Source organism: Halomonas sp. H2 (genome assembly GCF_050215315.1).
Lineage (GTDB): Bacteria > Pseudomonadota > Gammaproteobacteria > Pseudomonadales > Halomonadaceae > Vreelandella.
In genome coordinates this window covers 213,315-236,700 of the sequence record NZ_CP189760.1, presented here as the reverse complement: position 1 = coordinate 236,700, position 23,386 = coordinate 213,315, and the positions used below count along the sequence as shown (strand labels likewise).

General features: G+C 55.4%; 28 protein-coding genes and 1 tRNA gene. 17 read left to right on the top strand and 12 right to left on the bottom strand.

What is annotated here, in order from left to right:
• The first annotated feature begins 90 nt into the window (after nucleotides 1–90).
• On the top strand, nucleotides 91–570 hold the full coding sequence (locus ACQE2I_RS01145; RefSeq protein WP_427029670.1) for a PepSY domain-containing protein: 480 nt from the start codon (nucleotides 91–93) through the stop codon (nucleotides 568–570).
• A gap of 121 nt (nucleotides 571–691) precedes the next feature.
• Nucleotides 692–1,723 (top strand): DUF1853 family protein, encoded by a 1,032-nt coding sequence (locus ACQE2I_RS01140; protein WP_427029669.1) that lies wholly within the window; start codon nucleotides 692–694, stop codon nucleotides 1,721–1,723.
• 20 nt (nucleotides 1,724–1,743) lie between these two features.
• Here the strand turns inward: ACQE2I_RS01140 and proB are convergent, their stop codons facing one another.
• The 4 genes from proB to rplU all read right to left on the bottom strand — a co-directional run bounded on the left by proB (nucleotide 1,744) and on the right by rplU (nucleotide 4,944).
• Entirely contained in the window at nucleotides 1,744–2,883 is a 1,140-nt protein-coding gene (gene proB / locus ACQE2I_RS01135; protein ID WP_427029668.1) for a glutamate 5-kinase, read from the bottom strand.
• A gap of 27 nt (nucleotides 2,884–2,910) precedes the next feature.
• Complete coding sequence (cgtA, locus tag ACQE2I_RS01130; protein WP_427029667.1) at nucleotides 2,911–4,098, bottom strand: Obg family GTPase CgtA; 1,188 nt, start codon at nucleotides 4,096–4,098, stop codon at nucleotides 2,911–2,913.
• Nucleotides 4,099–4,345: 247 nt separating this feature from the next.
• Nucleotides 4,346–4,603 (bottom strand): 50S ribosomal protein L27, encoded by a 258-nt coding sequence (gene rpmA, locus ACQE2I_RS01125; RefSeq protein ID WP_008957069.1) that lies wholly within the window; start codon nucleotides 4,601–4,603, stop codon nucleotides 4,346–4,348.
• A gap of 29 nt (nucleotides 4,604–4,632) precedes the next feature.
• Nucleotides 4,633–4,944, bottom strand: coding sequence for a 50S ribosomal protein L21 (gene rplU / locus ACQE2I_RS01120; protein ID WP_133731642.1), 312 nt, complete (start codon nucleotides 4,942–4,944; stop codon nucleotides 4,633–4,635).
• Between the two features lie 349 nt (nucleotides 4,945–5,293).
• Between rplU and ispB the strand changes: the two genes are divergently transcribed.
• The 3 genes from ispB to ACQE2I_RS01105 all read left to right on the top strand — a co-directional run bounded on the left by ispB (nucleotide 5,294) and on the right by ACQE2I_RS01105 (nucleotide 7,842).
• A complete protein-coding gene (gene ispB, locus ACQE2I_RS01115) occupies nucleotides 5,294–6,298 on the top strand; it encodes an octaprenyl diphosphate synthase (RefSeq protein ID WP_427029666.1) in 1,005 nt (334 codons plus the stop codon).
• A 90-nt stretch (nucleotides 6,299–6,388) separates the two neighbouring features.
• Nucleotides 6,389–6,465, top strand: a tRNA-Pro gene (locus tag ACQE2I_RS01110).
• Between the two features lie 252 nt (nucleotides 6,466–6,717).
• Nucleotides 6,718–7,842, top strand: coding sequence for an MFS transporter (locus tag ACQE2I_RS01105; RefSeq protein ID WP_427029665.1), 1,125 nt, complete (start codon nucleotides 6,718–6,720; stop codon nucleotides 7,840–7,842).
• 27 nt (nucleotides 7,843–7,869) lie between these two features.
• Here the strand turns inward: ACQE2I_RS01105 and ACQE2I_RS01100 are convergent, their stop codons facing one another.
• From ACQE2I_RS01100 to ACQE2I_RS01075, 6 genes are all read right to left on the bottom strand, one after another.
• A complete protein-coding gene (locus tag ACQE2I_RS01100; RefSeq protein ID WP_427029664.1) occupies nucleotides 7,870–8,652 on the bottom strand; it encodes a TSUP family transporter in 783 nt (260 codons plus the stop codon).
• A 34-nt stretch (nucleotides 8,653–8,686) separates the two neighbouring features.
• Entirely contained in the window at nucleotides 8,687–8,929 is a 243-nt protein-coding gene (locus ACQE2I_RS01095; RefSeq protein WP_427029663.1) for a helicase C-terminal domain-containing protein, read from the bottom strand.
• A 64-nt stretch (nucleotides 8,930–8,993) separates the two neighbouring features.
• Nucleotides 8,994–9,329, bottom strand: a complete 336-nt coding sequence (locus tag ACQE2I_RS01090) for a hypothetical protein (RefSeq protein WP_427029662.1) — start codon at nucleotides 9,327–9,329, stop codon at nucleotides 8,994–8,996.
• 76 nt (nucleotides 9,330–9,405) lie between these two features.
• Nucleotides 9,406–10,443 (bottom strand): histone deacetylase family protein, encoded by a 1,038-nt coding sequence (locus tag ACQE2I_RS01085; RefSeq protein WP_427029661.1) that lies wholly within the window; start codon nucleotides 10,441–10,443, stop codon nucleotides 9,406–9,408.
• Between the two features lie 9 nt (nucleotides 10,444–10,452).
• Nucleotides 10,453–10,740: a GIY-YIG nuclease family protein gene (locus tag ACQE2I_RS01080; protein ID WP_427029660.1), complete on the bottom strand. Its 288-nt coding sequence runs from the start codon at nucleotides 10,738–10,740 to the stop codon at nucleotides 10,453–10,455.
• A gap of 4 nt (nucleotides 10,741–10,744) precedes the next feature.
• A complete protein-coding gene (locus ACQE2I_RS01075; RefSeq protein WP_427029659.1) occupies nucleotides 10,745–11,218 on the bottom strand; it encodes a YchJ family protein in 474 nt (157 codons plus the stop codon).
• A gap of 184 nt (nucleotides 11,219–11,402) precedes the next feature.
• Here ACQE2I_RS01075 and ACQE2I_RS01070 point away from each other — a divergent pair, with 184 nt between their 5' ends.
• The gene (locus ACQE2I_RS01070; RefSeq protein WP_427029658.1) at nucleotides 11,403–11,714 is read left to right on the top strand and encodes a hypothetical protein; all 312 of its coding nucleotides are present in this window, start codon (nucleotides 11,403–11,405) and stop codon (nucleotides 11,712–11,714) included.
• A gap of 73 nt (nucleotides 11,715–11,787) precedes the next feature.
• Here ACQE2I_RS01070 and argE read toward each other — a convergent pair whose 3' ends face one another.
• On the bottom strand, nucleotides 11,788–12,963 hold the full coding sequence (argE, locus tag ACQE2I_RS01065; RefSeq protein ID WP_427029657.1) for an acetylornithine deacetylase: 1,176 nt from the start codon (nucleotides 12,961–12,963) through the stop codon (nucleotides 11,788–11,790).
• Nucleotides 12,964–13,223: 260 nt separating this feature from the next.
• Here argE and ugpB point away from each other — a divergent pair, with 260 nt between their 5' ends.
• The 8 genes from ugpB to ACQE2I_RS01025 all read left to right on the top strand — a co-directional run bounded on the left by ugpB (nucleotide 13,224) and on the right by ACQE2I_RS01025 (nucleotide 20,488).
• A complete protein-coding gene (ugpB, locus tag ACQE2I_RS01060; protein ID WP_427029656.1) occupies nucleotides 13,224–14,549 on the top strand; it encodes a sn-glycerol-3-phosphate ABC transporter substrate-binding protein UgpB in 1,326 nt (441 codons plus the stop codon).
• 66 nt (nucleotides 14,550–14,615) lie between these two features.
• A complete protein-coding gene (gene ugpA / locus ACQE2I_RS01055; RefSeq protein WP_427029655.1) occupies nucleotides 14,616–15,500 on the top strand; it encodes a sn-glycerol-3-phosphate ABC transporter permease UgpA in 885 nt (294 codons plus the stop codon).
• A 36-nt stretch (nucleotides 15,501–15,536) separates the two neighbouring features.
• The gene (ugpE, locus tag ACQE2I_RS01050; protein ID WP_427029654.1) at nucleotides 15,537–16,379 is read left to right on the top strand and encodes a sn-glycerol-3-phosphate ABC transporter permease UgpE; all 843 of its coding nucleotides are present in this window, start codon (nucleotides 15,537–15,539) and stop codon (nucleotides 16,377–16,379) included.
• 1 nt (nucleotide 16,380) lies between these two features.
• Nucleotides 16,381–17,436: a sn-glycerol-3-phosphate import ATP-binding protein UgpC gene (locus ACQE2I_RS01045; protein WP_427029653.1), complete on the top strand. Its 1,056-nt coding sequence runs from the start codon at nucleotides 16,381–16,383 to the stop codon at nucleotides 17,434–17,436.
• Between the two features lie 128 nt (nucleotides 17,437–17,564).
• Nucleotides 17,565–18,809 carry an RNA polymerase sigma factor gene (locus tag ACQE2I_RS01040; protein WP_427029652.1) on the top strand — a complete coding sequence of 415 codons (1,245 nt, stop codon included), beginning with the start codon at nucleotides 17,565–17,567 and terminating at the stop codon, nucleotides 18,807–18,809.
• Nucleotides 18,810–18,891: 82 nt separating this feature from the next.
• On the top strand, nucleotides 18,892–19,737 hold the full coding sequence (locus ACQE2I_RS01035) for a YciI family protein (RefSeq protein WP_427029651.1): 846 nt from the start codon (nucleotides 18,892–18,894) through the stop codon (nucleotides 19,735–19,737).
• Nucleotides 19,734–20,117 carry a YciI family protein gene (locus tag ACQE2I_RS01030; protein WP_427029650.1) on the top strand — a complete coding sequence of 128 codons (384 nt, stop codon included), beginning with the start codon at nucleotides 19,734–19,736 and terminating at the stop codon, nucleotides 20,115–20,117. Before ACQE2I_RS01035 ends, ACQE2I_RS01030 begins: the two co-directional genes overlap by 4 nt.
• 2 nt (nucleotides 20,118–20,119) lie before the next feature.
• Nucleotides 20,120–20,488, top strand: a complete 369-nt coding sequence (locus tag ACQE2I_RS01025) for a DUF1428 domain-containing protein (protein ID WP_427029649.1) — start codon at nucleotides 20,120–20,122, stop codon at nucleotides 20,486–20,488.
• Nucleotides 20,489–20,509: 21 nt separating this feature from the next.
• On the opposite strand, the gene ACQE2I_RS01020 is transcribed toward ACQE2I_RS01025, so the two are convergent.
• Nucleotides 20,510–20,656, bottom strand: a complete 147-nt coding sequence (locus tag ACQE2I_RS01020) for a hypothetical protein (RefSeq protein ID WP_427029648.1) — start codon at nucleotides 20,654–20,656, stop codon at nucleotides 20,510–20,512.
• Between the two features lie 85 nt (nucleotides 20,657–20,741).
• Here ACQE2I_RS01020 and phnD point away from each other — a divergent pair, with 85 nt between their 5' ends.
• From phnD to phnE, 3 genes are all read left to right on the top strand, one after another.
• Entirely contained in the window at nucleotides 20,742–21,635 is an 894-nt protein-coding gene (gene phnD, locus ACQE2I_RS01015) for a phosphate/phosphite/phosphonate ABC transporter substrate-binding protein (protein ID WP_427029647.1), read from the top strand.
• Between the two features lie 112 nt (nucleotides 21,636–21,747).
• A complete protein-coding gene (gene phnC / locus ACQE2I_RS01010) occupies nucleotides 21,748–22,554 on the top strand; it encodes a phosphonate ABC transporter ATP-binding protein (protein WP_427029646.1) in 807 nt (268 codons plus the stop codon).
• Between the two features lie 13 nt (nucleotides 22,555–22,567).
• On the top strand, nucleotides 22,568–23,371 hold the full coding sequence (gene phnE, locus ACQE2I_RS01005) for a phosphonate ABC transporter, permease protein PhnE (protein WP_427029645.1): 804 nt from the start codon (nucleotides 22,568–22,570) through the stop codon (nucleotides 23,369–23,371).
• The last annotated feature ends 15 nt before the right edge of the window (nucleotides 23,372–23,386 follow it).

Sequence of the window (23,386 nt, the reverse complement as noted above, 5' to 3'; positions counted from 1 at the left end):
GTGGTATAAATTCCCTGTCGCATTCGCTGAATGCCGTTTTTCACTGCTGTATAGGCATTCACGTTTAAATACGGAAAGAAGGAATTTGCTATGAACACCATGAAAAAAATGCTGCTGATCCCAACCTCTGCTCTGCTGCTTGCCGCAGCTGCCGGCAGTGCTCAGGCAGACGATTCACTGGCAATGGATCGCATCGATGACGTATTGACCCACGCCAATGATTACGGTTTCAGCCACTACGAAGAAATCAGCATTAAAAGCCGTGGCCGTGTGGAAGTAGAAGGCTGGTTGGATGAAGAGTGGTATGCCGATGTGGACTTCTCCCTTGATAACGGTGAAACGCTAAAAGAGAAGCGCGAGCGCCTGATTAGCGGTGCCTGGGGCATGAGCGAAGATGATATTCGCCAAGCTTTAGACGTTGCCAGCCAAGAAGGCATGATCGAGTTTGAAGACCTCGACATCGATCAAAGCGGCATCATCGATATCGAAGGCCGCGATGAAAATGGCCGCGAGCTAGAAATCAGCGTACGCCAAGGCTCTTCTGACGTTACCCAAATTGATCGCGATTAATATTTTGTAGCTAATCGCTTTGCGGGCTCCCTACGGGGAGCCCGCTGCGTTTATGGTAGGCTGCCCAATCATGTAGCTAACTTTATAGTGCCGACCTTACCAAGGTGCTGAGGAGACATCCGTGCTGAACGAAAGCCTTCATAGCGTGCTGGAGGATGGAGCACTCGGCAACACGGCGTCAGTACTACACACAGTGTCAGCACTGAGAGATTTAGCCTGGCTGGTGGCCACGCCTGACCTTGTAGAGTTACCGCCGCCCATCCCCCGGGCTGGGCGGCCGACACTTCAAGAGCTAGGCCTGGAGAAGACCCTATTACCTTGGCTGCACCAGTTAGGTCAGCAGCCACTAGCCGCTTTAAACGGCAGTCGCGCAACGCGCATGGGCCATTACCACGAACGCCTGTGGCACACGCTGTTAGATCACGCACCGAATACGCGGCTGCTAGCCAAAAACGTGCGCATCACCCGTAAGCGCAACACCCTGGGCGAACTGGATATGCTCTATCGCACCCGCGACAATCCGGCGCCAGTGCATTTAGAAGTGGCGATCAAGTTCTACCTAGGGCTGCCTGAAGGCCCTGGCGCGCTCACTAGCCAAAGCCGCTGGATTGGCCCTGGCGGGCTGGATAGCCTGGCGCTCAAGTGCGCTCACTTACAGCGCCACCAACTGCCACTTTCCACCACGTTACCCGCGCTGGAAACACTCGCCCACTGGCTGGCACCACGGGATATTGGTGTTTCTGGTAGAGTGATAGGCGAACAGCTAACGCAGCGGCTGGCGATGCCGGGCGTGCTCTATTACCCCTGGCACGCGGCGATGCCAGCACCTGAGGGCGCAACGGCAGATCACCGCCGGGGAACTTGGTGCTATTTGCGCGATTGGCCTGAGATGGCAGCCAGCTTTCCCGCCATGCCGACAATGGTATGGCTGGAAAAACCGCACTGGCTGTCACCGCCGCCGCGCAGCGCTTTTCGGCCAGCGGCGGAGGTGCTGCCCGCGATTATCGAACAGGTTCACGCCTGGCGCTCACCTCAGCAGGTGATGATGTGCTACTCGGCAGAAGAACAAGACGAACAACGCTATGAACGGCTATTCTTAGTGCCCGATGACTGGCCGCGGCAAGTACCTCTGCCGCCCCGCGTTCGGGACTAAATAACCACCACAGAAAGCCGCTATATAACCACAAGGTTATCGCGGTGAATCAGCTCGTGGGCCTCCACGTAGCCGAGGATCGCCTCAATCTGGTGGCTAGGTTGGCCCGCCAGCAGGCGTGCTTCATCGGCGCCGTAGTTCACCAAGCCTTTGGCCACTGACGCGCCCTGCTCATCCACGCACACCACCATATCGCCGCGCTTAAAGCTGCCGTGCACATTGCGCACACCGACGGCCAGCAGGCTAGAGCCTTTATCACGCAGCACTTTCACTGCTCCAGCATCCAGCACCAGCGTACCGCGTACCTGCAGCTGCCCCGCCAGCCAACGCTTGCGCGCCGCCATAGGAATCTGATCAGGACGCAACAACGTGCCCAACGCCTCGCCGGCCATTATCCGGTTGATAACGTCAGGCTGGCGGCCGCTGGCAATCACCGTGACCGCCCCAGAGCGCGCGGCCAGCTGCGCGGCGCGTACTTTGGTGCTCATACCGCCCCGCCCCAGTGCCCCACCGCTACCCGCCACGGCAGCTAAGCGCGGGTCGTCGGCGCGCCCTTCGGCAATCATCTGGGCGTTGGGGTTGTGACGTGGGTCGGCATCAAACAAGCCTTCCTGGTCAGTCAGCAGCACCAGCGCGTCCGCTTCCAGTAGATTGGTGACCAGCGCCCCAAGAGTGTCGTTATCGCCAAAGCGAATCTCGTCGGTGACCACGGTGTCATTTTCATTGATCACCGGCACCACGCGCATCTCTACCAACGTGCGTAGCGCCGAAAGCGCATTCAGGTAGCGTTTGCGGTTGGAAAGGTCATCGTGGGTGAGCAGGATTTGCGCCGTGAGCATGTCATGGCGAGCAAAATGGTTTTCATAGCATTGGGTCAAGACGTTTTGACCCACCGCAGCAGCAGCTTGCAGCTCGTGCACAGCACCGGGGCGCATCTGCCAGCCAAGGCGCACCATGCCCGCCGCCACGGCGCCGGAAGAGACCAGCACCACCTCAATGCCTTGCTGGTGCAAAGCGGCGATTTGATCTACCCAGCCGCCAATGGCGGTTTCATCCAGGCCACGGCCATCGTTGGTGAGCAGCGCGCTGCCAATTTTGACCACCACTCGCCGTGCATGGCTCAGCGCGCTCCGCCCCAGGATTTGCTCGTTACTTTCCATCTGCCCCACCTTCATCAGGCACTGTCGCTAAGGCGCGTACTCGACTTCAACATCGTAATCATCGTCGTCGAAGTCTTCGTCATCTTCATCGTCGCGCTTACGCCGACGACCCAGGCGCGCTTCGGTACGCGCGACCGACTCTTCTTCCATGCGGCGGCGCATCTCTTCTTCACGCGCCAGCGCCTCTTCATCTTCGTGCTCTAAGCGACGCTGCTCGGTTAACCAGCGGTAAGCCGCCTGAACCAGTTTATCAGTGCCGTCGCCGCTGATCGCCGAAATGCGGAACACCGGGCCTTCCCAGTTGAGCGCCTGGATAATCTTCTGGGCACGCTCTTCACGCTCATCTTCCGGCAGCAGATCAAACTTGTTCAGCACCAGCCAGCGCGGCCGCTCGGAAAGCGCCGGCGAAAACTGCCCCAGCTCGTGGACAATCGACTTGGCCGCTTCAACCGGGTCAGACTCATCAAAAGGAGCCACATCGACCACGTGAAACAGCAACCGCGTGCGGGTTAGGTGCTTCAAAAAACGTAGCCCCAAACCAGCGCCTTCAGAGGCCCCTTCGATCAAGCCCGGCACGTCGGCCATGACGAAGTGCTCGTGCATGCCCAGTTTTACCACGCCCAAGTTCGGCACTAAGGTGGTGAACGGGTAGTTAGCGACCTTGGGCTTGGCAGCGGACACCGAGCGAATCAGCGTCGACTTACCCGCATTAGGCATGCCCAGCAGACCCACATCGGCCATCACCTTCATTTCCAAACGCAGGTTACGGCGGTCGCCGTCAGTACCCGGCGTGGTACGGCGCGGCGCGCGGTTGGTCGAAGACTTAAAGTGGATGTTACCTAGCCCACGTCGGCCGCCTTCACCTACCAACACCACCTGGCCAATTTCGGTGACATCGGCGATGACTTCCAGGGTATCTTCATCAATCACCGTGGTGCCCACCGGCACTTTTACGTACAGGTCTTCACCGGCCTTGCCGCTCATTTGACGGCCCATGCCGCCCTGACCGTTCTGCGCTTTATAAAAGCGCTGAAACTTAAAATCGATCAAGGTATTAAGCGCATCGTCACCAATCAGGTAAACGCTACCACCATGGCCGCCATCACCCCCATCGGGGCCGCCCTTGGGCACATATTTTTCGCGGCGAAAGCTCAGACAGCCATTGCCGCCTTTGCCCGCCTCAACAATAATCGAGGCTTCATCGACGAACTGCATTGGATTCTCCCGGCCGCTTCCGCCGCCCTAATATGCACTATTATTTTCCTAAACCTTTGCCCAATCCTTTATCCCCACCAGCATACTGATCAAGACAGCGTGGTAAAAAGCAGTGGTAAAGCGGATCGGAAAACAGATTTAACCGACAAAAAAGCCCCGCCATAGCGGGGCCTTTTTTCTCGTAATTTATTCACAAAGCTTTGTTCTCACAGCTTTTTAAGCCAATTACGAGCGCAACGTTAGCCGCTTAGGCAGAAACGATGCTAACAAACTTGCGGTTTTTCGGACCTTTGGTCTCAAACTTCACAAAACCGTCGCTCAATGCGAACAGCGTGTGGTCACGACCTAGACCTACGCCAGTGCCCGCGTGGAAACGCGTGCCGCGCTGACGCACGATGATGTTACCTGCAGTCGCCGCTTGGCCACCGAACAGTTTCACACCTAAGCGTTTGGACTCGGAATCGCGACCGTTACGCGTGGAGCCAGCTGCCTTTTTATGTGCCATTGCAAAATCCTCCTAAGGGAATTGACCGCTTACGCAGAAATTCCAGTAATTTTGACTTCAGTGAACCACTGGCGGTGGCCCTGACGCTTCATGCTGTGCTTACGGCGACGGAATTTGATAATCGTCACCTTGTCGCCACGCCCGTGGGAAACCACTTCGGCAGAGACTTTAGCACCACTGATCATCGGCGCACCGATGTTGAAGTCATCGCCGTCTGCGACCATCAGCACTTCGTCAAACTCAATCGTTTCGCCAGTAGCGACTTCGATTTTCTCAAGCTTGAGGGTTTGACCCTCTTGAACGCGGTACTGCTTACCACCGCTTTTGATAACTGCGTACATGTCGCTCTCCGGACTGTCGTTAATGCCGTTCTAACGGTTAAACGGCACTCATCCCCTACGCTCTTTCGAGTCGTGCTCTTATCGACCTGCTGCGAGTGGCGCCCCTTTTGGAGCCATCTGACAGGGAGCAAGATGAGTGGGTCGCGGAGTATAACGACTATCTTCTCTTACCACAAGAGCACAGGCCGTTGTCAATTGATGCCATCGTCGGCTTACTAACCGCCTTTAGCCACGTGGCCGCAGCACGTGTCTTGACGCCCAACAGGCAGCCCCATAGCATGGCCCCAACGTATGACCACAACTTACGGGCGGCGCCTACCGCCTCCCTCTGCCGCGATGAACAAATCCCATGACCGCCAACGCCTCCTCAGCCCAGCCCGTCAGCCCAACGCCTTCACCGCTGCACGCCGTGGTGGCCGATGATTTCGCAGCCGTCAACCGGACAATTGTCGAGCAGCTTAACTCCAAAGTGCCGCTGGTCGAAACCATCGGCCAGTACATCACCGAAAGCGGCGGTAAACGTTTGCGCCCTTTATTGGCACTCTTGGCAGCCCGCTCTCTCAACTACACCGGCGACAAACACATTCCGCTGGCCACGTTGATTGAGTTTATGCACACCTCCACCCTGCTCCACGATGACGTGGTGGATGAATCGCATATGCGCCGAGGCAAAAAAACCGCCAACGACGCCTGGGGCAACGCGCCGTCGGTACTGGTCGGCGACTTCCTTTATGCCCGCTCGTTTCAAATGATGGTCGATGTAGGCTCCATGCGCATTATGGCGATCCTTTCCGGCGCCACCTGCATCATCGCGGAAGGCGAAGTACTGCAGTTGACCAACATCGGCAACCCCAGTATTTCAGAAGAAGATTATTTCGAGACCATTTTGGGTAAAACCGCCAAATTATTCGAAGCGGCTTCCCACAGTGGCGCGGTGCTGGCGGAAGCGACCCCAGAACAGGAGCAGGCGCTTCAGTATTATGGCCGCTACCTGGGTCTCGCCTTCCAACTGATTGACGACCTGCTGGATTATCAAGGCAACGCCGATGCCATGGGCAAAAACGTCGGCGATGACTTAGCCGAGGGCAAGCCAACGCTGCCGCTTATCCACGCCATGGAACAAGGCACGCCGGAACAGTCTAAGTTGATTCGTCAGGTCATTCGTAAAGGCGGCCTTGAGCAACTCGACGCCGTGCTGGAAATCATTCACGCCACCGGGGCGCTTGACTATACCCGCCAACGCGCCGAAGAGATGGCCGATAAAGCCCTTCAGCAGCTGGATGCCTTACCGCCCAGCGCCTACCGCGACAGCATGGCCCAGTTGGCCCGCTTAGCAGTTGATCGCCAAGCATAAAAATTGCCGCATCGCGCCACCGAGGGCTTGAAAAAACACGCTTGGCTAAGTATGATCCATCTCCGTTGTTGAGCACAGCTCGGCAACTTTCGGAATATAGCTCAGCTTGGTAGAGCGCTGCCTTCGGGAGGCAGAGGTCGTAGGTTCGAATCCTGCTATTCCGACCAAGAACACTATTTAAAACGGCCACTTAGCTAATATAGCAGGTGGCCGTTTTTTGTTGTGTTAGGGCTAGGTGACATATAGGTAGCACTCGCTACTACTTCCTATTAAACACGCTACTTAAAAATAAAATAGCCTGCTAACAACTATGCTACGATTGGCGTTTGTGCTTTGAACCCTTTCTTCTCTTTTAAAAGTGGAACAAGACCATTAGCCAGTTAACGCATATTAAGGCCGTACTCCTCTTTGCCAGCACCATGACCGTGATGTCCGGGGCAATTATCGCGCCTGCGTTGCCGGGTATTAGCCGCCACTTTTCTGAACAGCCTCAGGTACTGATCCAGCTGATCCTTACCATTCCGGCGCTGATGATTACGCTGTTCAGCCCTCTTATGGGCTATTTGGCCGACCGGTTTGGGCGCAAAAAACTGCTGCTGACGATGCTGTTTATCTACGGTTTTGCGGGGGTCGCGGGCTTTTTCATTGATCGCGTGGATCTGCTGTTAAGCTCGCGCGCACTGATGGGGATTGCAGTGGCTGGCATCCTCAGTATCAGCACCACGCTGGTGGGCGATTATTTCGATAGCGCCGAGCGCGCGCGCTTTTTGGGCTTGCAGAGCAGCTGCATGGCCTTGGGCGGGGTCATCTTTATTAACCTGGGCGGGATACTTTCTGACTGGAGCTGGCGGGGGCCGTTTTTACTCTACCTAACCGGAGTGCTATTGCTGCCCTACGCTTGGGCAATACTTAAAGAACCCCGCATTAAGAGTACCGCGAACACTGGCATAACCGATGCCCCCGTTAAGGTGGACTATGGGCGCACTGCGCTGGGTTACTTTATCGCCATGATCAGCATGACGATGTTTTATATGTTTCCCGCCCAGCTGCCCTTTTTGCTCTCTCAGCAGGGCCAGATCAGCGGCATGGCGATTGGCATTGCGCTCTCCATGTCGGCCCTAACGGCCAGTATCGTTGCCTTTGGTTATGGCTACTACAAGCCGTTTCTATCGGTGATGACGATCTATATCTTAGGGTTCTTGCTGGCGGCCAGCGGTTTGTTGATCGTAGGATTCACTCAAAGCTATGCCATGGCCATTGTGGGTGCGGCGATCTCGGGCTTTGGCCTGGGTGCCTTTATGCCCAACACCACCACCTGGCTAATGCGCATCACTCCCCAGCGCGTGCGTGGTCGGGTATTTGGCGGCTTTACCTCGACCTTCTTTTTTGGCCAATTTATCTCTCCCGTGGTGGTCGCCCCCGCCGTGATTTGGCTCGGCTCACTGCGCAGCGTCTTTATCGCCATGGCGGTGATCTGCTGCCTATTCGCCGTCACTCTAACGATTTTGAGTAGAACGACGCTCCAGGCAGACAGCAAGCTTTAAGCCGCGTTCATATTACTGCCCGCGGCGCTAGCCAGGTGGGTGGATTAAGCCCACCACGCTGACCAGAATTAGCACCGCACCCAACACACGAAAGAACAGCCCGGTGTCCGCTTTAAGCATATAGCGGTGGGCTTTCTCACCCGCTAAATGGCCAATAAAGGCGCAGGGTAGCAGCCACAGTTGGTGAATTAGCTGCAGATCTACACCTGCAATCAAGAATGAGACCATCTTGATCACCACTAGGATAAACCACAGCACAAACATGGTATCCCGCAGCTGCTCTTTGGCGACGTGAGTGGCAAACACGGCCACAATCAACGGCGCACCGATTAATGATGTGCCGCTCACATAGCCGCCGAGCGCCAGCAGCACGTAGTCCACGTACTTGTTTTTGCTTTTGAACGGTTTGTTCAGTACGTAGCCAATAGCATAGATAAACACAATGCCGAAAATGATGCTGGTCATCACGTTAGCGGGCAATGTTAATAGCCCTACCACCCCAATCAGCTTGGGGATAATCATGATTTTCAAGGCTTTGCGCAAATAAGCCCAATCAATATTGCTTTCCGGCGCAGCGCTTCCTGCCCCCTCTTGCTGCAGCTGCCGATGCCCGTTCCAGGCAATCCAACTGGAGAAAATCAGCAAATGGATGGCAATAATCGGCAAGAACACCAGGGGCTCATTTGTCACCAAGAGCAGGAAAGGCAGCGCCAGTACGGCGCCACCAAACCCCAGGCTGGTGCGCACAAAACCGCTCCAGGCAAAAATTAGCCCGATAATCGCATACTGGTACCAGAGTAGATCTGTCATTGGCTCGCCTAACCATTGTCGTTATTGAAAGCTGTTATTGGAAAACCGTCTCTACCGCCCACCAGGAAGGGAGTAGCGCACGTACATTAGCTTGCGCGAAACGATCATCCATTAATACCACAACGCCTTCATCGTCTGGACTGCGAATCACCCGGCCAGCGGCCTGCACCACTTTGATCATGCCGGGAATGCGGTAGCTGTGAACGAAGCGAAAGTTCGTCAGGTAGTAGAAGGAATCATCAAGGGAGGCGGTAGGCGTAGCGAAAGCACTGTTCATTTGTCCACTGCAACAGTGCTCCAACAGTGCCGTCATGGTGGATTTCGGGTTCGGCAACGTTGACTTACCCCACCCGGTGCTGCTTGAGCACGGTGAGGCTGCGCTCTGCTTCGTTTTGCGGTTGGATGGGGGCTTGGCGGGTGCCGACCAACACGTACCACTCTGCTTCAGAAAGGTAGGTTTCACACCAGCGGCCAAGGGTGGCGGCGCTCTCTTCGCGGCTAAAATCACCGCAGCGGTAGTCGTTAGCCAGGTGAAGTAGATCTTGACGGGCGGTACGCGCACGGGCGTTGCCACCGTGCACTTTTGCCAGCGGGCAACGTCTATCGTAGGCAGCGTTGGTCAAGGCATTTAGCCAACGCTCTAGTTCATGTGCTTGAATACCGCCGTAAACGGCCACGCGCGTACTCCCTGCCCAGTATAATAAAGGGCGCTAGACTGCCCGAATTGGCTTCGAGTGTCATCTTTTGTATGTTTTAACTTATACCCTGTTTAAAGCCTTGTAGCACATTGACGACATTGACACCAATGTCGTCCACGGCATAGCCACCTTCCATGAGCAGCACCGTCGACAAGCCAGTCTGTGCAAGCCGCTGGCCTAACAAGCTAAAGTCGCCGCTTGTAAAGGTAAAAGCGCTGATAGGGTCACCTTCGAAGATATCCACACCTAGCGACACGATCAGCATGTCGCATTGTGTCTCCTTAATCTTGACCAGGGCGTTATCCAGTGTGGCCATCCAGGTATCAACGGTCGTGCCCGGCGGCAGCGGGTAGTTGGCGTTAAAGCCTTCTCCGCTGCCCCTTCCCGTTTCATCCGCATAACCTAAATAGTAAGGAAAGGTCACCTCGGGGTCGCCGTGTAACGAAATGAACAGTACGTCATCGCGTTCATAGAAGATCTGCTGGGTGCCATTGCCGTGGTGAAAATCCACGTCCAGAATCGCCACGCGGCGCTTGCCTGCATCTAAGGCTCGTTGGGCGGCAATCGCGGCGTTATTAAAAAAGCAGTAGCCACCAAACTGATCAAAAGCGGCATGGTGACCGGGCGGTCGACACAGGCCAAAACTGGGTTCGCCGGTCGCAAGCGTTTGTTCTACCGCGCCTAACGCCACGTCTTTGCTCGCCATGGCAGCTTCAAAGGTGCCTTCCGAAATCGACGTTTCTGCCGCCAGTGCGTAATAGCCTAATTGGCCACTGATAGAACGGGGAATGCGGTCACCACGCATGGTGCGGGCGGGCCAAATATTGGGAATCGCCTCGCCTTCATGCCCGGCAGCACCCCACTCTTTCCAGCAGTTGGCTAAAAACGACACGTAACCCTTATCGTGCACCGCCAAGACCGGTGCTAACCCATACGCCTGGGGCGCGCGTATATCGCCAAGCTCTGACTGACGAATTTGCTTAAGCACTAAATCGAGACGCTCAGGGCACTCAAACGGCGTCACCAACGCGCCGTCATGTAACTCGGTTCGCGCTTGGCGTAAGCGGCTATCCTCTGAGTAAAACGTCAGCATGCTGGCTCCTTAATCGGTATCTAATTGACAAGGCCACTGCTTAGCCCAGTGGCGCTTTTTGACCGCGGTTTGTTGCTTTAACTGGTACTCAGCTCGGCTAGCGGCGGCGCGGTTGTCAAACGGCTGAGCACCCAACAGCGCAACGGGGGGGTTAGCGCGGGTATAGCGCGCGCCCTTACCCGTGCAGTGTGCTTGATAACGCTTCGCCAGGTTATTGGTAATGCCCGTGTAAGTACCCCGCTGACACTCCAGCAAATAGAGATACCAGTGGGTATCGGCATTTAGCGGCTGAGTCATACGTCTATCCACCGCAACAACCCTTTAATTTACGCCCGCTACCACACAAGCATGGGTCGTTGCGGCCGGGCTTTAAGCGACTCAGCGTAGGAGTGCCATCAATATACCACCAGCGCTGCTGCTCTTTAACGAAGCGAGACACTTCTTCTAATACGTGCCAGCCTTTTTGCTCTCGCCCTCGCCCATAAAAATGGGCCTTAAAATGTACATAGCCGGTACTTTCGAGCGGCCGTTCTGCGCCAACGATAGAGAGTGATTTCCAATCGGTCTCAGCATCAGGCGTAAGCTCTGCTGGCCGCGTGGAGGGGTGCCAAGTGGCTAACAGGTAGTCATTGAATTCAAGCACAAAGGCCGAATAGCGCGAGCGCATCAGTGTTTCCGGGGTAGGTGCTACAGCGCCGTGGTGATAACGGCCACAGCACTTATCAAGCGTTAATTGGCTGCCGCAGGGGCAACTCAGGTCCGTCGTGGGAGTCATATAAAAGCTCTTTAGCAACACTTCTATAGCCTAACCGATACACCCTATGCGCGTCGTCCAGCGTGTATCAGTTTTGTTTCGATATTCATGCTGCGTTAGGTATATAGTAGTCGGGCAATACATTCAGACGACGGAGTACGAATCACGATTGATCATTCTTTCCAAATTTTTTGGAGGTTCTCCTATGAAGGTCTTTAAACCGGAATGGCAGTGCACGTTTAGCGTAAACGAAGGCGCGGAAGAATCAGCAACTTGGAAAGAGAAAATCGCGTGGCGGCTCAGGGGAGTGGCGGATCGGCTGGAAGGTGGCGGGCGCACGCTAAAAATTGACTACCGAGTGACGCCAGCCGTTAGTCCACAGGAAGTGGATACTTGCTTAGGCAAGGGCTTCGAAGTGACTCAGCGCCTGCTAACGCAATTAGCTCAACAGCAGGCGTGCGAAGATGTGATGCGCCATGCCAAAGCTGAGCTGTTTGAACAACATCCTCAGCACTGAAATAGCATTAAAAGCCGTATGGTATAAAAACAGTCCCACTCTTTTTTAAGAGTGGGATTTTTTTGGACGGTCATTAGCCAGTTTGAAATGGCCGTTCCAGCGCTTTGCCCATCTTAGTTAGAAACTCCTCGCATTCGTCAAGCTGCCCAATATCAATATATTCATCGGGCTGATGCGCTTGGGCAATACTGCCGGGGCCAAGAATAATGGTTTGCAGGCCCTGACCCTGGAACTGTCCGGCCTCGGTTGCATAGGCCACCGCGTGGTCACAGCACCCTACTGGCAAATGATTTTTGGCCAGACGCAGCACCTGATCATTATCGCGGTCAGCCAGCCCCGGCACGGTAACGTTAAGCGGCTCGGTGACGATTTCAACGTGCTTGCCTTTGTTGGCCTGCAGCTCAGCGCTTAGCTGGGCACAATAGGCCTCAAATCGCGCGTATATTTCGTCGAAGGTGTCCGTGGGTAGATGGCGAATTTCCCACTCGAACTGGCACTCCCGGGCCATAATATTGATCGCTGTACCGCCTTTGATTTTGCCGACGTGCAGACTGGTGTGCGGCACGTTAAAGGCTTCATCAACGCGGCCCTCTTCTACCAGCGCCGCCATGGTGTCTTCAATAAACGTCACTAACCGCGCGGCCACATGGATCGCCGAGGTACCCTGATTGACCTGGCTGCTGTGGGCTTCGCGGCCAATCACCGTGGTGCGCAGGTTGGTCGCGCCTTTTTGCGCCACCACTGGCTGCATGCTGGTCGGCTCACCGACGATAACGTGAGCGGTGGTGGAGTAGTGTTCATAGAAGCGTTTGATCAAGCTCGGCGCACCCACACAGCCAATCTCCTCATCGTAAGAGAAACCCAGATAAATCGGCTGCTGCAAAGGCGCTTTCGTCCAAGTGGGCACCATCGACAATACGCAGGCAATAAAGCCTTTCATATCGCAGCTGCCGCGCCCGTAGAGTCGCCCATCGCCGCCGTCGCGCAGAGCAAAGGGATCGCTCGACCAGGGCTGGCCCGCCACCGGCACCACATCGGTATGCCCGGAAAGCATCGCGCCGCCCAGCGCCTCTGGGCCAATTTTCGCGATCAAATTAGCTTTGGTGCCACACGGGCTCATTACCCGCTCAGCCCTCACGCCGTACTTGGCCAAGTAGCCTTCCACATACTCAATCAGTGCCAAATTGGATTCACTGGAAGTGGTATCGAATGACACCAGTTTCGCCAGCAGAGTGGTCACGTCGGTCATGCGGCTCTCGTTAGTTGGACTCTTCATATTACCCTATCACCGCCCCCTTCCTTTGCCTACTCAGTAGGCCTGCTGGCAGCGTAATGTTGACTGTCACGGCAGGTTCATCGTGCATTCACTAAAACGTCATCTACACTTCTTACTGTTCAGTGCATCCAAAAATCTTAACAACCGCATTGTCGTGAGCTTTTGACGTACTTTTTTGACGTCCTTTTTTTGAAGTACGTAGCTGATTAAGCTCAATCCCACTAGGAGCTGTTATGTCTCGTTTTACACTGCACGCGCTTGCCGTTGGGGTGGCTACCGCCAGCCTGAGCCTGTCTGCCCAGGCCGCCACTGAAGTGAGCTGGTGGCACGCCATGGGCGGCCAACTCGGCGAAATTTTGGAAGGTATCACTGAGGATTTTAACGCGTCCCAGGATGATTACCAGGTCTCGCCCAGCTACCGCGGCACCTATACCGAAACCATGACTGGTGCGATTGCCGCTTTCCGCGCCGATGAACAGCCGCACATCCTGCAGGTATTTGAAGTCGGCACCGGGACAATGATGAATGCCAAAGGCGCCATCTACCCGGTCTATGAATTGATGGAAGAGCATGGGCGCGCTTTCGATAACGACGCCTTCCTGCCCGCCGTCGTCGGTTACTACACCGACACCAACGGCAACATGCTGTCGTTCCCGTTTAACTCCTCCACGCCGATTATGTACTACAACCGCGACATGTTTGAGGAAGCGGGCCTAGACCCTGAGCAGCCGCCCGAAACCTGGGAAGAGCTAGCTGAAGCCTCTCGTCAAATCGTCGAATCCGGGGCGGCCAGCTGTGGTTTTACCTCCTCTTGGCCGAGTTGGGTGATGCTGGAAAATTTCTCTGCCATGCATAATTCGCCGTTGGGAACGTTGGAAAACGGCTTTGGCGGGATGGAAACCGAGCTGAATTTCAACAATGAGCTGGTCGCTCGCCACTGGGATAACCTGCACGACTGGCAGGAAGAGGGCGTTTACCGCTGGGCAGGCCCCGGCACCGGGCCGGACTCAGAACCGATGTTCTACTCACAAGACTGTGCGATTTTCTTTGGCTCCTCAGCCTCCCGCGCGGATGTCGCCGCCAATTCAGAGTTTGAAGTCGGCTTTGGCATGCAGCCCTATTACGACGATGTAGACGGCGCACCGCAAAACTCAATTATCGGTGGCGCCACCCTGTGGGCACTGCAGGGCCATAGCGACGAAGAGTACGAAGCCGTTGCAGCCTTCTTTGAGTACCTTTCCCAGCCCGAAGTACAGGCACAGTGGCACCAGCAAACTGGCTATTTACCGATTACTCAAGCCGCTTGGGATCTGAGCAAAGAGCAGGGCTACTACGACGAGAACCCGGGTGCGGATATTTCGCTGAAGCAGATGACCCTCAATGAGCCGACCGAGAACTCTAAAGGCCTACGCTTTGGTAATTTCGTGCAGATTCGCGACATCATCTCCGAAGAGATGGAAGCTGTGATGACCGGTGACAAATCCGGCCAGGGAGCAGCGGACAACGCGGCACAGCGTGGCAATGACCTGCTGCGCGACTTTGAATCCGCCAACCAGTAAATAAGCACTTACTTCGCCGCCTGCCTTTAAAGGCAGGCGGCGCTTTCGTTTTGATGCGAGCTGCCCATGCAAACTAAACGCATGACCTTTCCGGGGCGATGGCTGCCATTTGCGCTGCTGGCGCCCCAAGTGATTATTACCCTGATCTTTTTCATCTGGCCGGCGGGCCAGGCGCTGTATCAATCGCTGCTGCGCGAAGATGCTTTCGGGCTGCGCTCGACGTTTGTGGGCCTGGAAAACTTTGCACGACTGTTCCGCGACGGCAGCTACCTCAACTCGCTGTCGGTCACCGTGGTGTTCGCGGTTGGCACCACGCTGGTATCGATGTCGGTAGCGCTACTGCTGGCCAGCACCGTGAATCGAATGATTCGCTCACGCAGTACCTACACCACCTTACTGGTGTGGCCCTACGCCATTGCACCCGCAATCGCAGGGGTGTTGTGGTGGTTTATCTTTAACCCTTCCATCGGCATCGTGCCCTATATGCTGGAGATGGTGGGTTACAACTGGAACCATCGCAACTCGGGCAGTGACGCCATGCTATTGGTAATTCTAGCCGCCGCCTGGAAGCAGATCTCCTATAACTTTTTGTTCTTTTTGGCCGGTTTACAGTCCATTCCGCAATCGCTGATTGAAGCAGCCTCGATTGATGGCGCCAGCCCCATTAAGCGTTTCTGGACGATCATTTTCCCACTGCTTACGCCCACCACGTTTTTCTTAATGGTGGTGAACGTGGTGTACGCCATGTTCGACACTTTCGGGATTATCCACGCCACCACCCAGGGCGGCCCGGCCCAGTCCACCAATATCCTGGTTTACAAGGTCTACGCCGATGGCTTTGTGGGGCTGAACTTGGGCTCTTCAGCGGCCCAGTCGGTGATTCTGATGGTGATTGTGGTGGTGCTGACGGTGATCCAGTTCCGCTTTATTGAGCGGCGCGTTAACTATTAACGGGTCCTTTTAATAAGCCCTTGTCGGAGTATTTTAATGGTTGAAAACCGCCCTTGGGCCAATTTTTTCGCCCATACCGTGTTAATCATTGGCGTGGCGCTAGTGGTATTCCCGGTTTACATCGCCATTGTGGCCTCGACCCAAGCGCCGGGTGAGCTATTGCGCGGCACAATGCCCCTGCTCCCCGGCAGCCATGGCATCGAAAACTATACCCAGATGTGGCAATCCGGTGTGTCGTCGGCTAACTCTCCGCCTGCCGCGCTAATGCTCTGGAACAGCTTTGTGATGGCGATGGCAATCACCGTAGGCAAGCTGTTTATTTCGCTGCTTTCAGCCTTTGCGATTGTCTACTTTCGCTTCCGCTTTCGAATGTTTTTCTTTTGGCTGATCTTCGTCACCCTGATGCTGCCGGTAGAGGTGCGCATAATCCCCACCTTTCAGGTGGTCGCCGATCTTAAAATGCTCAATAGCTTTGCCGGGCTGTCGATCCCGCTGATTGCTTCGGCCACCGCAACGTTTCTGTTTCGCCAGTTCTTTATGACCATTCCAGAAGAGATGCTCGAAGCCGCGCGGGTCGATGGCGCCGGGCCGTTCAAGTTCTTTAAAGACATCTTAATGCCCCTTTCAGTGACCAATATCGCCGCGCTGTTTGTGATCATGTTTATCTACGGCTGGAACCAGTACCTGTGGCCGCTACTGATTACCACCGACCCTGACTACACCACCATTGTGATGGGTATTCAGCGCATGACCTCGGAAGAGAATCCGCAGTGGCACCTGGTGATGGCAGCGGTGGTTATGGCGGCGCTGCCGCCGGTATTAGTGATTCTGTTTATGCAACGCCTATTTGTGAAAGGCCTGACCGAGACGGAGAAATAACATGGCCAGCATTACCTTGGCAGGGCTGAAGAAAACTTACACAGGCAATGTGGATGCCGTGAAAGGCATCGACCTGCATATTGAAGACGGCGAATTTGTGGTGCTGGTGGGGCCTTCCGGCTGCGGCAAATCTACCCTGCTACGCATGGTGGCAGGGCTGGAAACGATTACCGAAGGCACGCTCAAAATCGGCGATCGGGTAGTGAACAAGCTCGAACCTGCCGAACGCGATATCGCCATGGTGTTCCAGAACTACGCGCTCTACCCGCATATGACGGTGTACAACAACCTCGCCTACGGCCTAAAAAACCGTGGCTTTAAAAAAGACGAAATTGAGAAGCGCGTGCGTATTGCCGCCAAAATGTTGGAGATCGAAGAATTTCTGGAGCGCAAACCGCGCAAGCTCTCCGGTGGTCAGCGCCAGCGCGTCGCCATGGGCCGCGCCCTGGTGCGCGAACCGGCGGCGTTTCTGTTTGATGAACCGCTCTCCAACCTGGATGCCAAGCTGCGCGTGCAGATGCGTGTGGAGATCAAGCAGCTGCAGCGGCGTTTGAAGACCACCAGCCTATATGTAACCCACGACCAGTTAGAAGCCATGACCCTGGGTGACCGCTTGGTAGTGCTGAACGCTGGGCAGATTGAGCAGGTGGGCACACCGATGGAGATCTACGCCCGCCCCGCGAGCATGTTTGTGGCCGGGTTTATCGGCTCCCCCGCCATGAATATGCTACCGGTGGAGTACCTGAAAGCTCAGGGCGCTAACGGCCTGCTGGATAACCTGCCCGAAGGCACCGATACCGTCGGCATTCGCCCGGATGATATGCACCTAGCGCCACCCGCAGCGCCTCACTTAACCGTCGACTCAACGCTGGCGCTGTTTGAAGCCGCCGGCGCCGAAAGCCATTTGTATGTGGCCCTTGCCGATAGCGACCAGCCCACGGTGATTCGCGTCTCGGGCCAGCCGCCGGTCGCTGAAGGCGAAACCCTGCGGTTTTTTGTGACCCGCGACGCCCTGCATCCTTTCAACAGCACCACGGGCAAACGTACGGGGGATTAAAAGCCTACCCCAAAAAGCAAGACAATAAAAAATAAGTCAACGGAACAACCATGCGCTACGTTTGAGATAACGAGCAGCACGCGTGTCTGCTGCTCACCTAACCCTTTATCCGAGTAGCGCACGGGTCGATGAGCACTGAACCTTCACACGTAGATGGCCTATACCGTAACCACTCCAGGCGTGTTCTTGCGACGCTGATACGCCTGCTGGGGGATTTCGAGCTAGCCGAAGAAGCCATGCAGGATGCCTTTGTGGCTGCTGTTCAGCAGTGGCCAGTTAACGGCAAACCTGACAACCCCACGGCATGGCTAATTCGCACCGGCTACCACTGCGGAATCGATCAAATTCGCAAGCGCAGTACCGCACGCCGTCGGGCCCACTTGTTGTTACCCACAGAGCCGTTACTGGCAGAAGAGACGCTGGATCTTGAGCCAACGACTATCGAAGACGACGCCCTGCGGCTGCTATTCACCTGCTGCCACCCCAGTTTGAGCATGGAAGCACGGATTGCCCTGACGCTTCGCGAGATGTGCGGCTTGGCCACTGAGCAGGTAGCCAGCGCCCTGCTGATGAAACCCACGACGCTGGCTCAGCGTATTGTGCGTGCCAAACGCAAAATTCGCGATGCGCATATTCCTTATGCCGTGCCTACCCAGGAAGAATTACCCAATCGCCTCCCCGATGTACTCCAAGTCATCTACCTGGTCTTCAATGAAGGCTACTCACGCAGCACGGGAGCTAACGTGGTCGATATCAGCCTAACCCAAGAAGCCATGCGACTGGGTAATGAGCTGGCGCGGCTACTTCCCCAGGGTGAGGTGTTTGGGCTGATGGCCTTAATGTTACTTAATGATGCCCGCCGGGATGCCCGTCAGGATAGCGACGGTGAGCTGGTGACACTGGATGCTCAGGACAGGCGCCTATGGCACCAGAAAGATATCCAGGCCGGCATAGCGTGGTTGGAACAGGCACTGGCGCTCTCCCCTGCCGGGTACTACACCCTTCAGGCATCGATTGCCGCCGTACACGCCCAGGCTAGCCGCGCCGAGCAGACCGATTGGGGGCGTATCGTCAGGCTCTACGATGCCCTCTGTCGACGCTTTCCATCACCCATCCTGGCGCTGAATCGTGCGGTCGCCATTGCCATGAATGGTGCTCCCGATACCGGCCTGACGTTACTCGACGACATTGCAAATCACCCGCAAATAAGCCGCTATTATTTATTTCATGCCGCAAAAGCGGATTTACTGCGTCGCCAAGGCCAGCATGAGGCCGCGCGCAGCGCCTATCAGCAGGCGCTACTATTGGCCACCCTGGATCCAGAAAAACGTTTTTTGAACAGGCGATTGGCAGAGCTCGAAAATTCTCCATAAAAAAATGCTTAGGCTATGTCGATTCAAGACGATGCCAAACGACTAAAGAGAGTCACTACCCTGACCAACCAGGAGGCTCTCAATGAAATTCATGCTGATACGCCGTGCCGATGCCAACACCGAGAATGGCGCTATGCCATCCCAGGAAATGCTTGCCGCCATGGCTGCTTATAACCAGCGCATGACCCAGGCAGGCGTGTTTTTGTGCGGCGATGGCTTACATCCGACCAGCGACGGGTGTCTGATCCGTTTCAAAAACGGTGAACCCACCATCATCCCCGGGCCTTTGTCTCCAGCCAGTGAGCGGATTGCCGGTTACAGCGTGCTCGAAGCCCCCTCCCTGCAGGCGGCCATTGAGTGGGCCCAGCAGTGGCCCACTCAGGATGCCGATGGCAACGTGACCCTTGAACTACGGCGCTACTTCTCGCTGGAAGATTTTGAGCCCGGCGCCGGACTTGAGCAGCACCGCACTCTCTCTCGTGTACCGGATGCCATGAACGTGCACGTTGCCTTTCCCGGCACCTGCCGGGAAGCCATGCAGTTCTATGCTGATGTAACCGGCGGCCAGTTGGAGTGCTTGTTGACCTATGCTGACACACCCGCCGCGGAACACATGCCGCCCGCCCTCCATGACCGCATCATACATGCCTCGCTGAACCTACGAGGCCGTCGCTTAATGGGCGCCGATATGGCAGCTGACTGCTATACACCGCCCCAAGGGGTAGAGGTTCAATTGGAGTATCAGGATATCGAGCAGGCCGCACGAACCTTTGCCCGGCTAGCAGAGGGTGGAAAGATTATCATGCCGTTCGAAGCAACCTTCTGGTCACCAGGGTTCGGCATGACGGTTGATCGTTTTGGCGTCGGCTGGATGGTAAACGTTCCGTCAGACAACTGCCCCTTGGCTACAGAAGGAGACTCCCTATGAAGTACGTTGCGCTGGTGTATTACCAAGAGCAAATTATCAACGCCATGAGCGAACAGGCATGGCAAGACCTAAATCAGGAGTGTATCGCCGGTGTAGAGCGCTTGAGCACCAACGGCCACTACCTAGCCGGGCAAGCGTTACAGCCGATAGAAACCGCCACCACCGTACGCGTGCGCGATGGCGAGACGTTAATCTCCGATGGCCCCTTTGCGGAAACCAAGGAGCAGTTGGCGGGTTTCTATCTACTCGAAGCTCACGACTTGAATGAAGCGCTGCAGCTGGCTAGCCGTATCCCACCAGCCCGGCTGGGCAGCATTGAAGTACGCCCGGTTCGAGAACTCCCACCTAAAGCAGCACCTAAAACAGAAACAGGAGAATAGCCATGAGCAAGCTTGCATACCCCTATGTGGATGGTTTCGTCGCAGCCGTGCCAACCGCTAATAAATCTGAATTTATTGAACACGCCCGTGCCGCGGCCGTTGTTTTTAAGGAGCACGGTGCGCTCCGAGTGGTGGAATGCTGGGGTGACGATGTGCCCGAAGGGGAAGTGACCTCCTTCCCCATGGCGGTGAAGCGCAAGGATGATGAAAGTGTCATCTTTTCCTGGATTGAGTGGCCATCCCGCGCCGTGCGTGATGAGGCAATGCCCAAAGTCATGCAAGACCCGCGCTTGCAGATGGACGTTAACCCGATGCCGTTTGATGGCAAGCGGGCCATCTTTGGAGGCTTTGAAAGCATTATTGATGAGTAAGCGCTATCCGTGGCCCAGAGCTCACAGCGACGCTTCCTGGGCCACATCCTCTTGATCTATATCCTCTTGAGCTACATCAACAATCCGGCCATCAGCGTAGGCTTCTCCGAGTACCGTATGGCTGCCGCCATCGGCGGCGGTGTCATCAATCCGTGACGAGATCGTCATCTGCACTACATTTTACCGTCATTGTCGGCTGCCATCCTAGTTACCACTTCAATGTAGCCTTCTTTCGCCGACAGGATAACGACTCATGCATAAATCTAATGTTTATAAATCCGCTCTTAGCGTGGCTATCGCAGTCATTGCTGCTGTCGCGGCACCTTCGGCATTCGCCAATGACGATTTAAGCAATGTGTGCCCTAACCCGATACGCATGGCGGATACCGGCATTGAAGGTATGGGGCCGTTAGAAGACGCCTTTGGCCCGTTTGCTGAAGTATTTGAAGAGACCACGGGCCTGGCGCTTGAGATGTTTAGCCTGAGTAACCGCACCGCTGCTGGCACAGCACTGCAGTACGACGATGTTGAGCTTGTCTTCGCCGGTCCCTCTGAATTTGTGCTGTTTGACCGCGAAAGCGATATCGAAATTCTGTTTGCCATTGAGCGCCCTCACTACGGCAGCAGCTTTTTTGTCCCCGCCGACAGCGATATCGAAACGCTTGAAGACCTTGAAGGCCGTCGCGTGGCGCTGAAAGACGTGGGCTCCACCAGTGGGCACATTTTCCCCAGCCAGATGTTGGTCGACGCGGGCTTAGACATTCAACGCGACCTGGAAATTATTATGGCCGGTGATGCGCGCATTGCCGCGCTGGTCAACGGTGATGTAGATGCCATGGGCGGTGGCAACCGGGATATCGACGAAATTCAGGCGATGGATCCCGACGGCGAATACCGCGTAATCGCCAAAAGCGACGTATTACCCGGTGACCCGGTGATAATGCGTGGTTCGCTAGACGACGCCTGCAAAACAGCCCTAAGTGAAACACTCAAAACCAATGCCGACACGCTCTGGAACGCGCTGATTGCCACCGATCGCAACGAAGATAAGTTCCTAAACCGGGACTCTTCGCTAGGCTTTGACCGCACCAACGCAGATTACGACGTAGTACGCCGCGCCTACGAAGCAGCGGGTATCGATCTGTAAACACCTCCCTCTTTTCGCTCCACAACGGCACAGGGATGTGCTGCTAATAAGTAGGTCTGTCCATGAACATTCAATTTATCCACCTCCTGCCGCTAACGCAGGAGGTTTTTTTATGAAGGCTATCAGCGTCCACAATCTGCATAAACACTACGGGCAGTTGCACGTACTGCGTGGCTTAACGCTGGAAATTAGCAAAGGCGAGTGCGTCATTCTCTTGGGGGCAAACGGCTGCGGCAAGTCGACACTAATGCGCTGTTTGAATGGATTAGCGCCTCACGATCAAGGGGATATCACCCTTTTTGGGGAGCCCCTCAACCACCGTTCCAAAACGAAGTTACGCCAGCTACGACGCAAGGTGGGTGTGGTTTTTCAGCAATTTAACCTGGTGCAAAACGTCAGCGTGTTTCAAAACGTGCTGTATGGCGCCATGGGGTTGCAGCGCTTTGGTCTGCTCTCCTCGCTTGCCTGCTTCGCTAGCCATGAATTGCGCGAACGCGCCATGGCATCACTTGAACGCGTTGGGTTAGCGCACAAGGCCCTTGCTGACTGCCGCGAACTTTCCGGCGGCCAACAGCAGCGTGTGGCAATTGCTCGTACGCTGATGCAAGACGCCGAGATCATTATTGCCGACGAGCCGGTGGCTAGCCTTGACCCAAAGGCAGGCAAGGAAATCATGGATCTGTTGCTTGATGTAGTGGCTGAACGACAGCTAACCGTGCTCTGCACGCTGCATCAGCTGGAATTAGCGCAGCAGTATGGTGATCGCATCGTCGGCATGAAGGCGGGGCAAATAGTGCTCGATTCGCCGCGCCAACAGGTGGCACTAGCCACTATGCAGCAGCTCTATCAGGGTGATGTTCGGGTTGATCAAACCTCTGCTCCCGCCACTGCTATTACCGCCATCCCCTCTACCCGTTAATGTCGAGAGCGCTATGCCTATTCAACGCCGTACCACTTCTTCTCTTCCACCGAGACTTGCCATGCCTTCCCCGTTTACTTGGGGGGTGGTGTTAGTCTTTTTAGCGCTGTTTATTCAGGGCGTGATGGCCACCAACTTGACGCTGGAACGCCTGCTGCGCGGCGGTGTCAATTTAGTCCACTTTATAGGACGTGCCTTTCCCCCCAACCTAGCCGATCTCGATGTGCTGGCCTGGTCAATGTATGAAACTCTCAACATTGCCATTGTGGGCGTCACCATTGGTGTTATTTTTAGCGTTCCTTTCGCGCTATTGGCGGCTCGCAACACCTCGCCAGCCCCGTGGGTTCGCTCAATCACGCGCTTGATGATTGCTACCATGCGCACCATCCCTGATCTTATCTGGGCGCTTATTTTTGTGGTGGCGGTTGGTCTCGGCCCTATTGCCGGGGTTCTCGCTATTGTGATGGACACTATCGGCTTTGCGGCCCGTTTCTTTTCGGAGCGCATTGAAGAGGTTCACCCTGGTCCATCTGAAGCGCTAAGCGCTACTGGCGCAGGCAGGCTGTCAGTGATTGGCGGCGCCATTTTGCCAGAAACACTGGCCTCAATGACGGCAACAAGCCTTTATAGCGTTGAGAAAGCGCTGCGCTCAGCGGTCACGCTTGGTTTAGTAGGCGCTGGTGGTATCGGGGTTGAACTAGCTGCTGCTATGCGCTTATTTAATTATGACCGTGCATTGACCATTATTTTAGTTATTTTGGTAGTCGTGATTGGCTTTGAGCAGCTCTCATCACAAATCAGAAAACGCGTTATTTAACGTTAGTTCATAAGC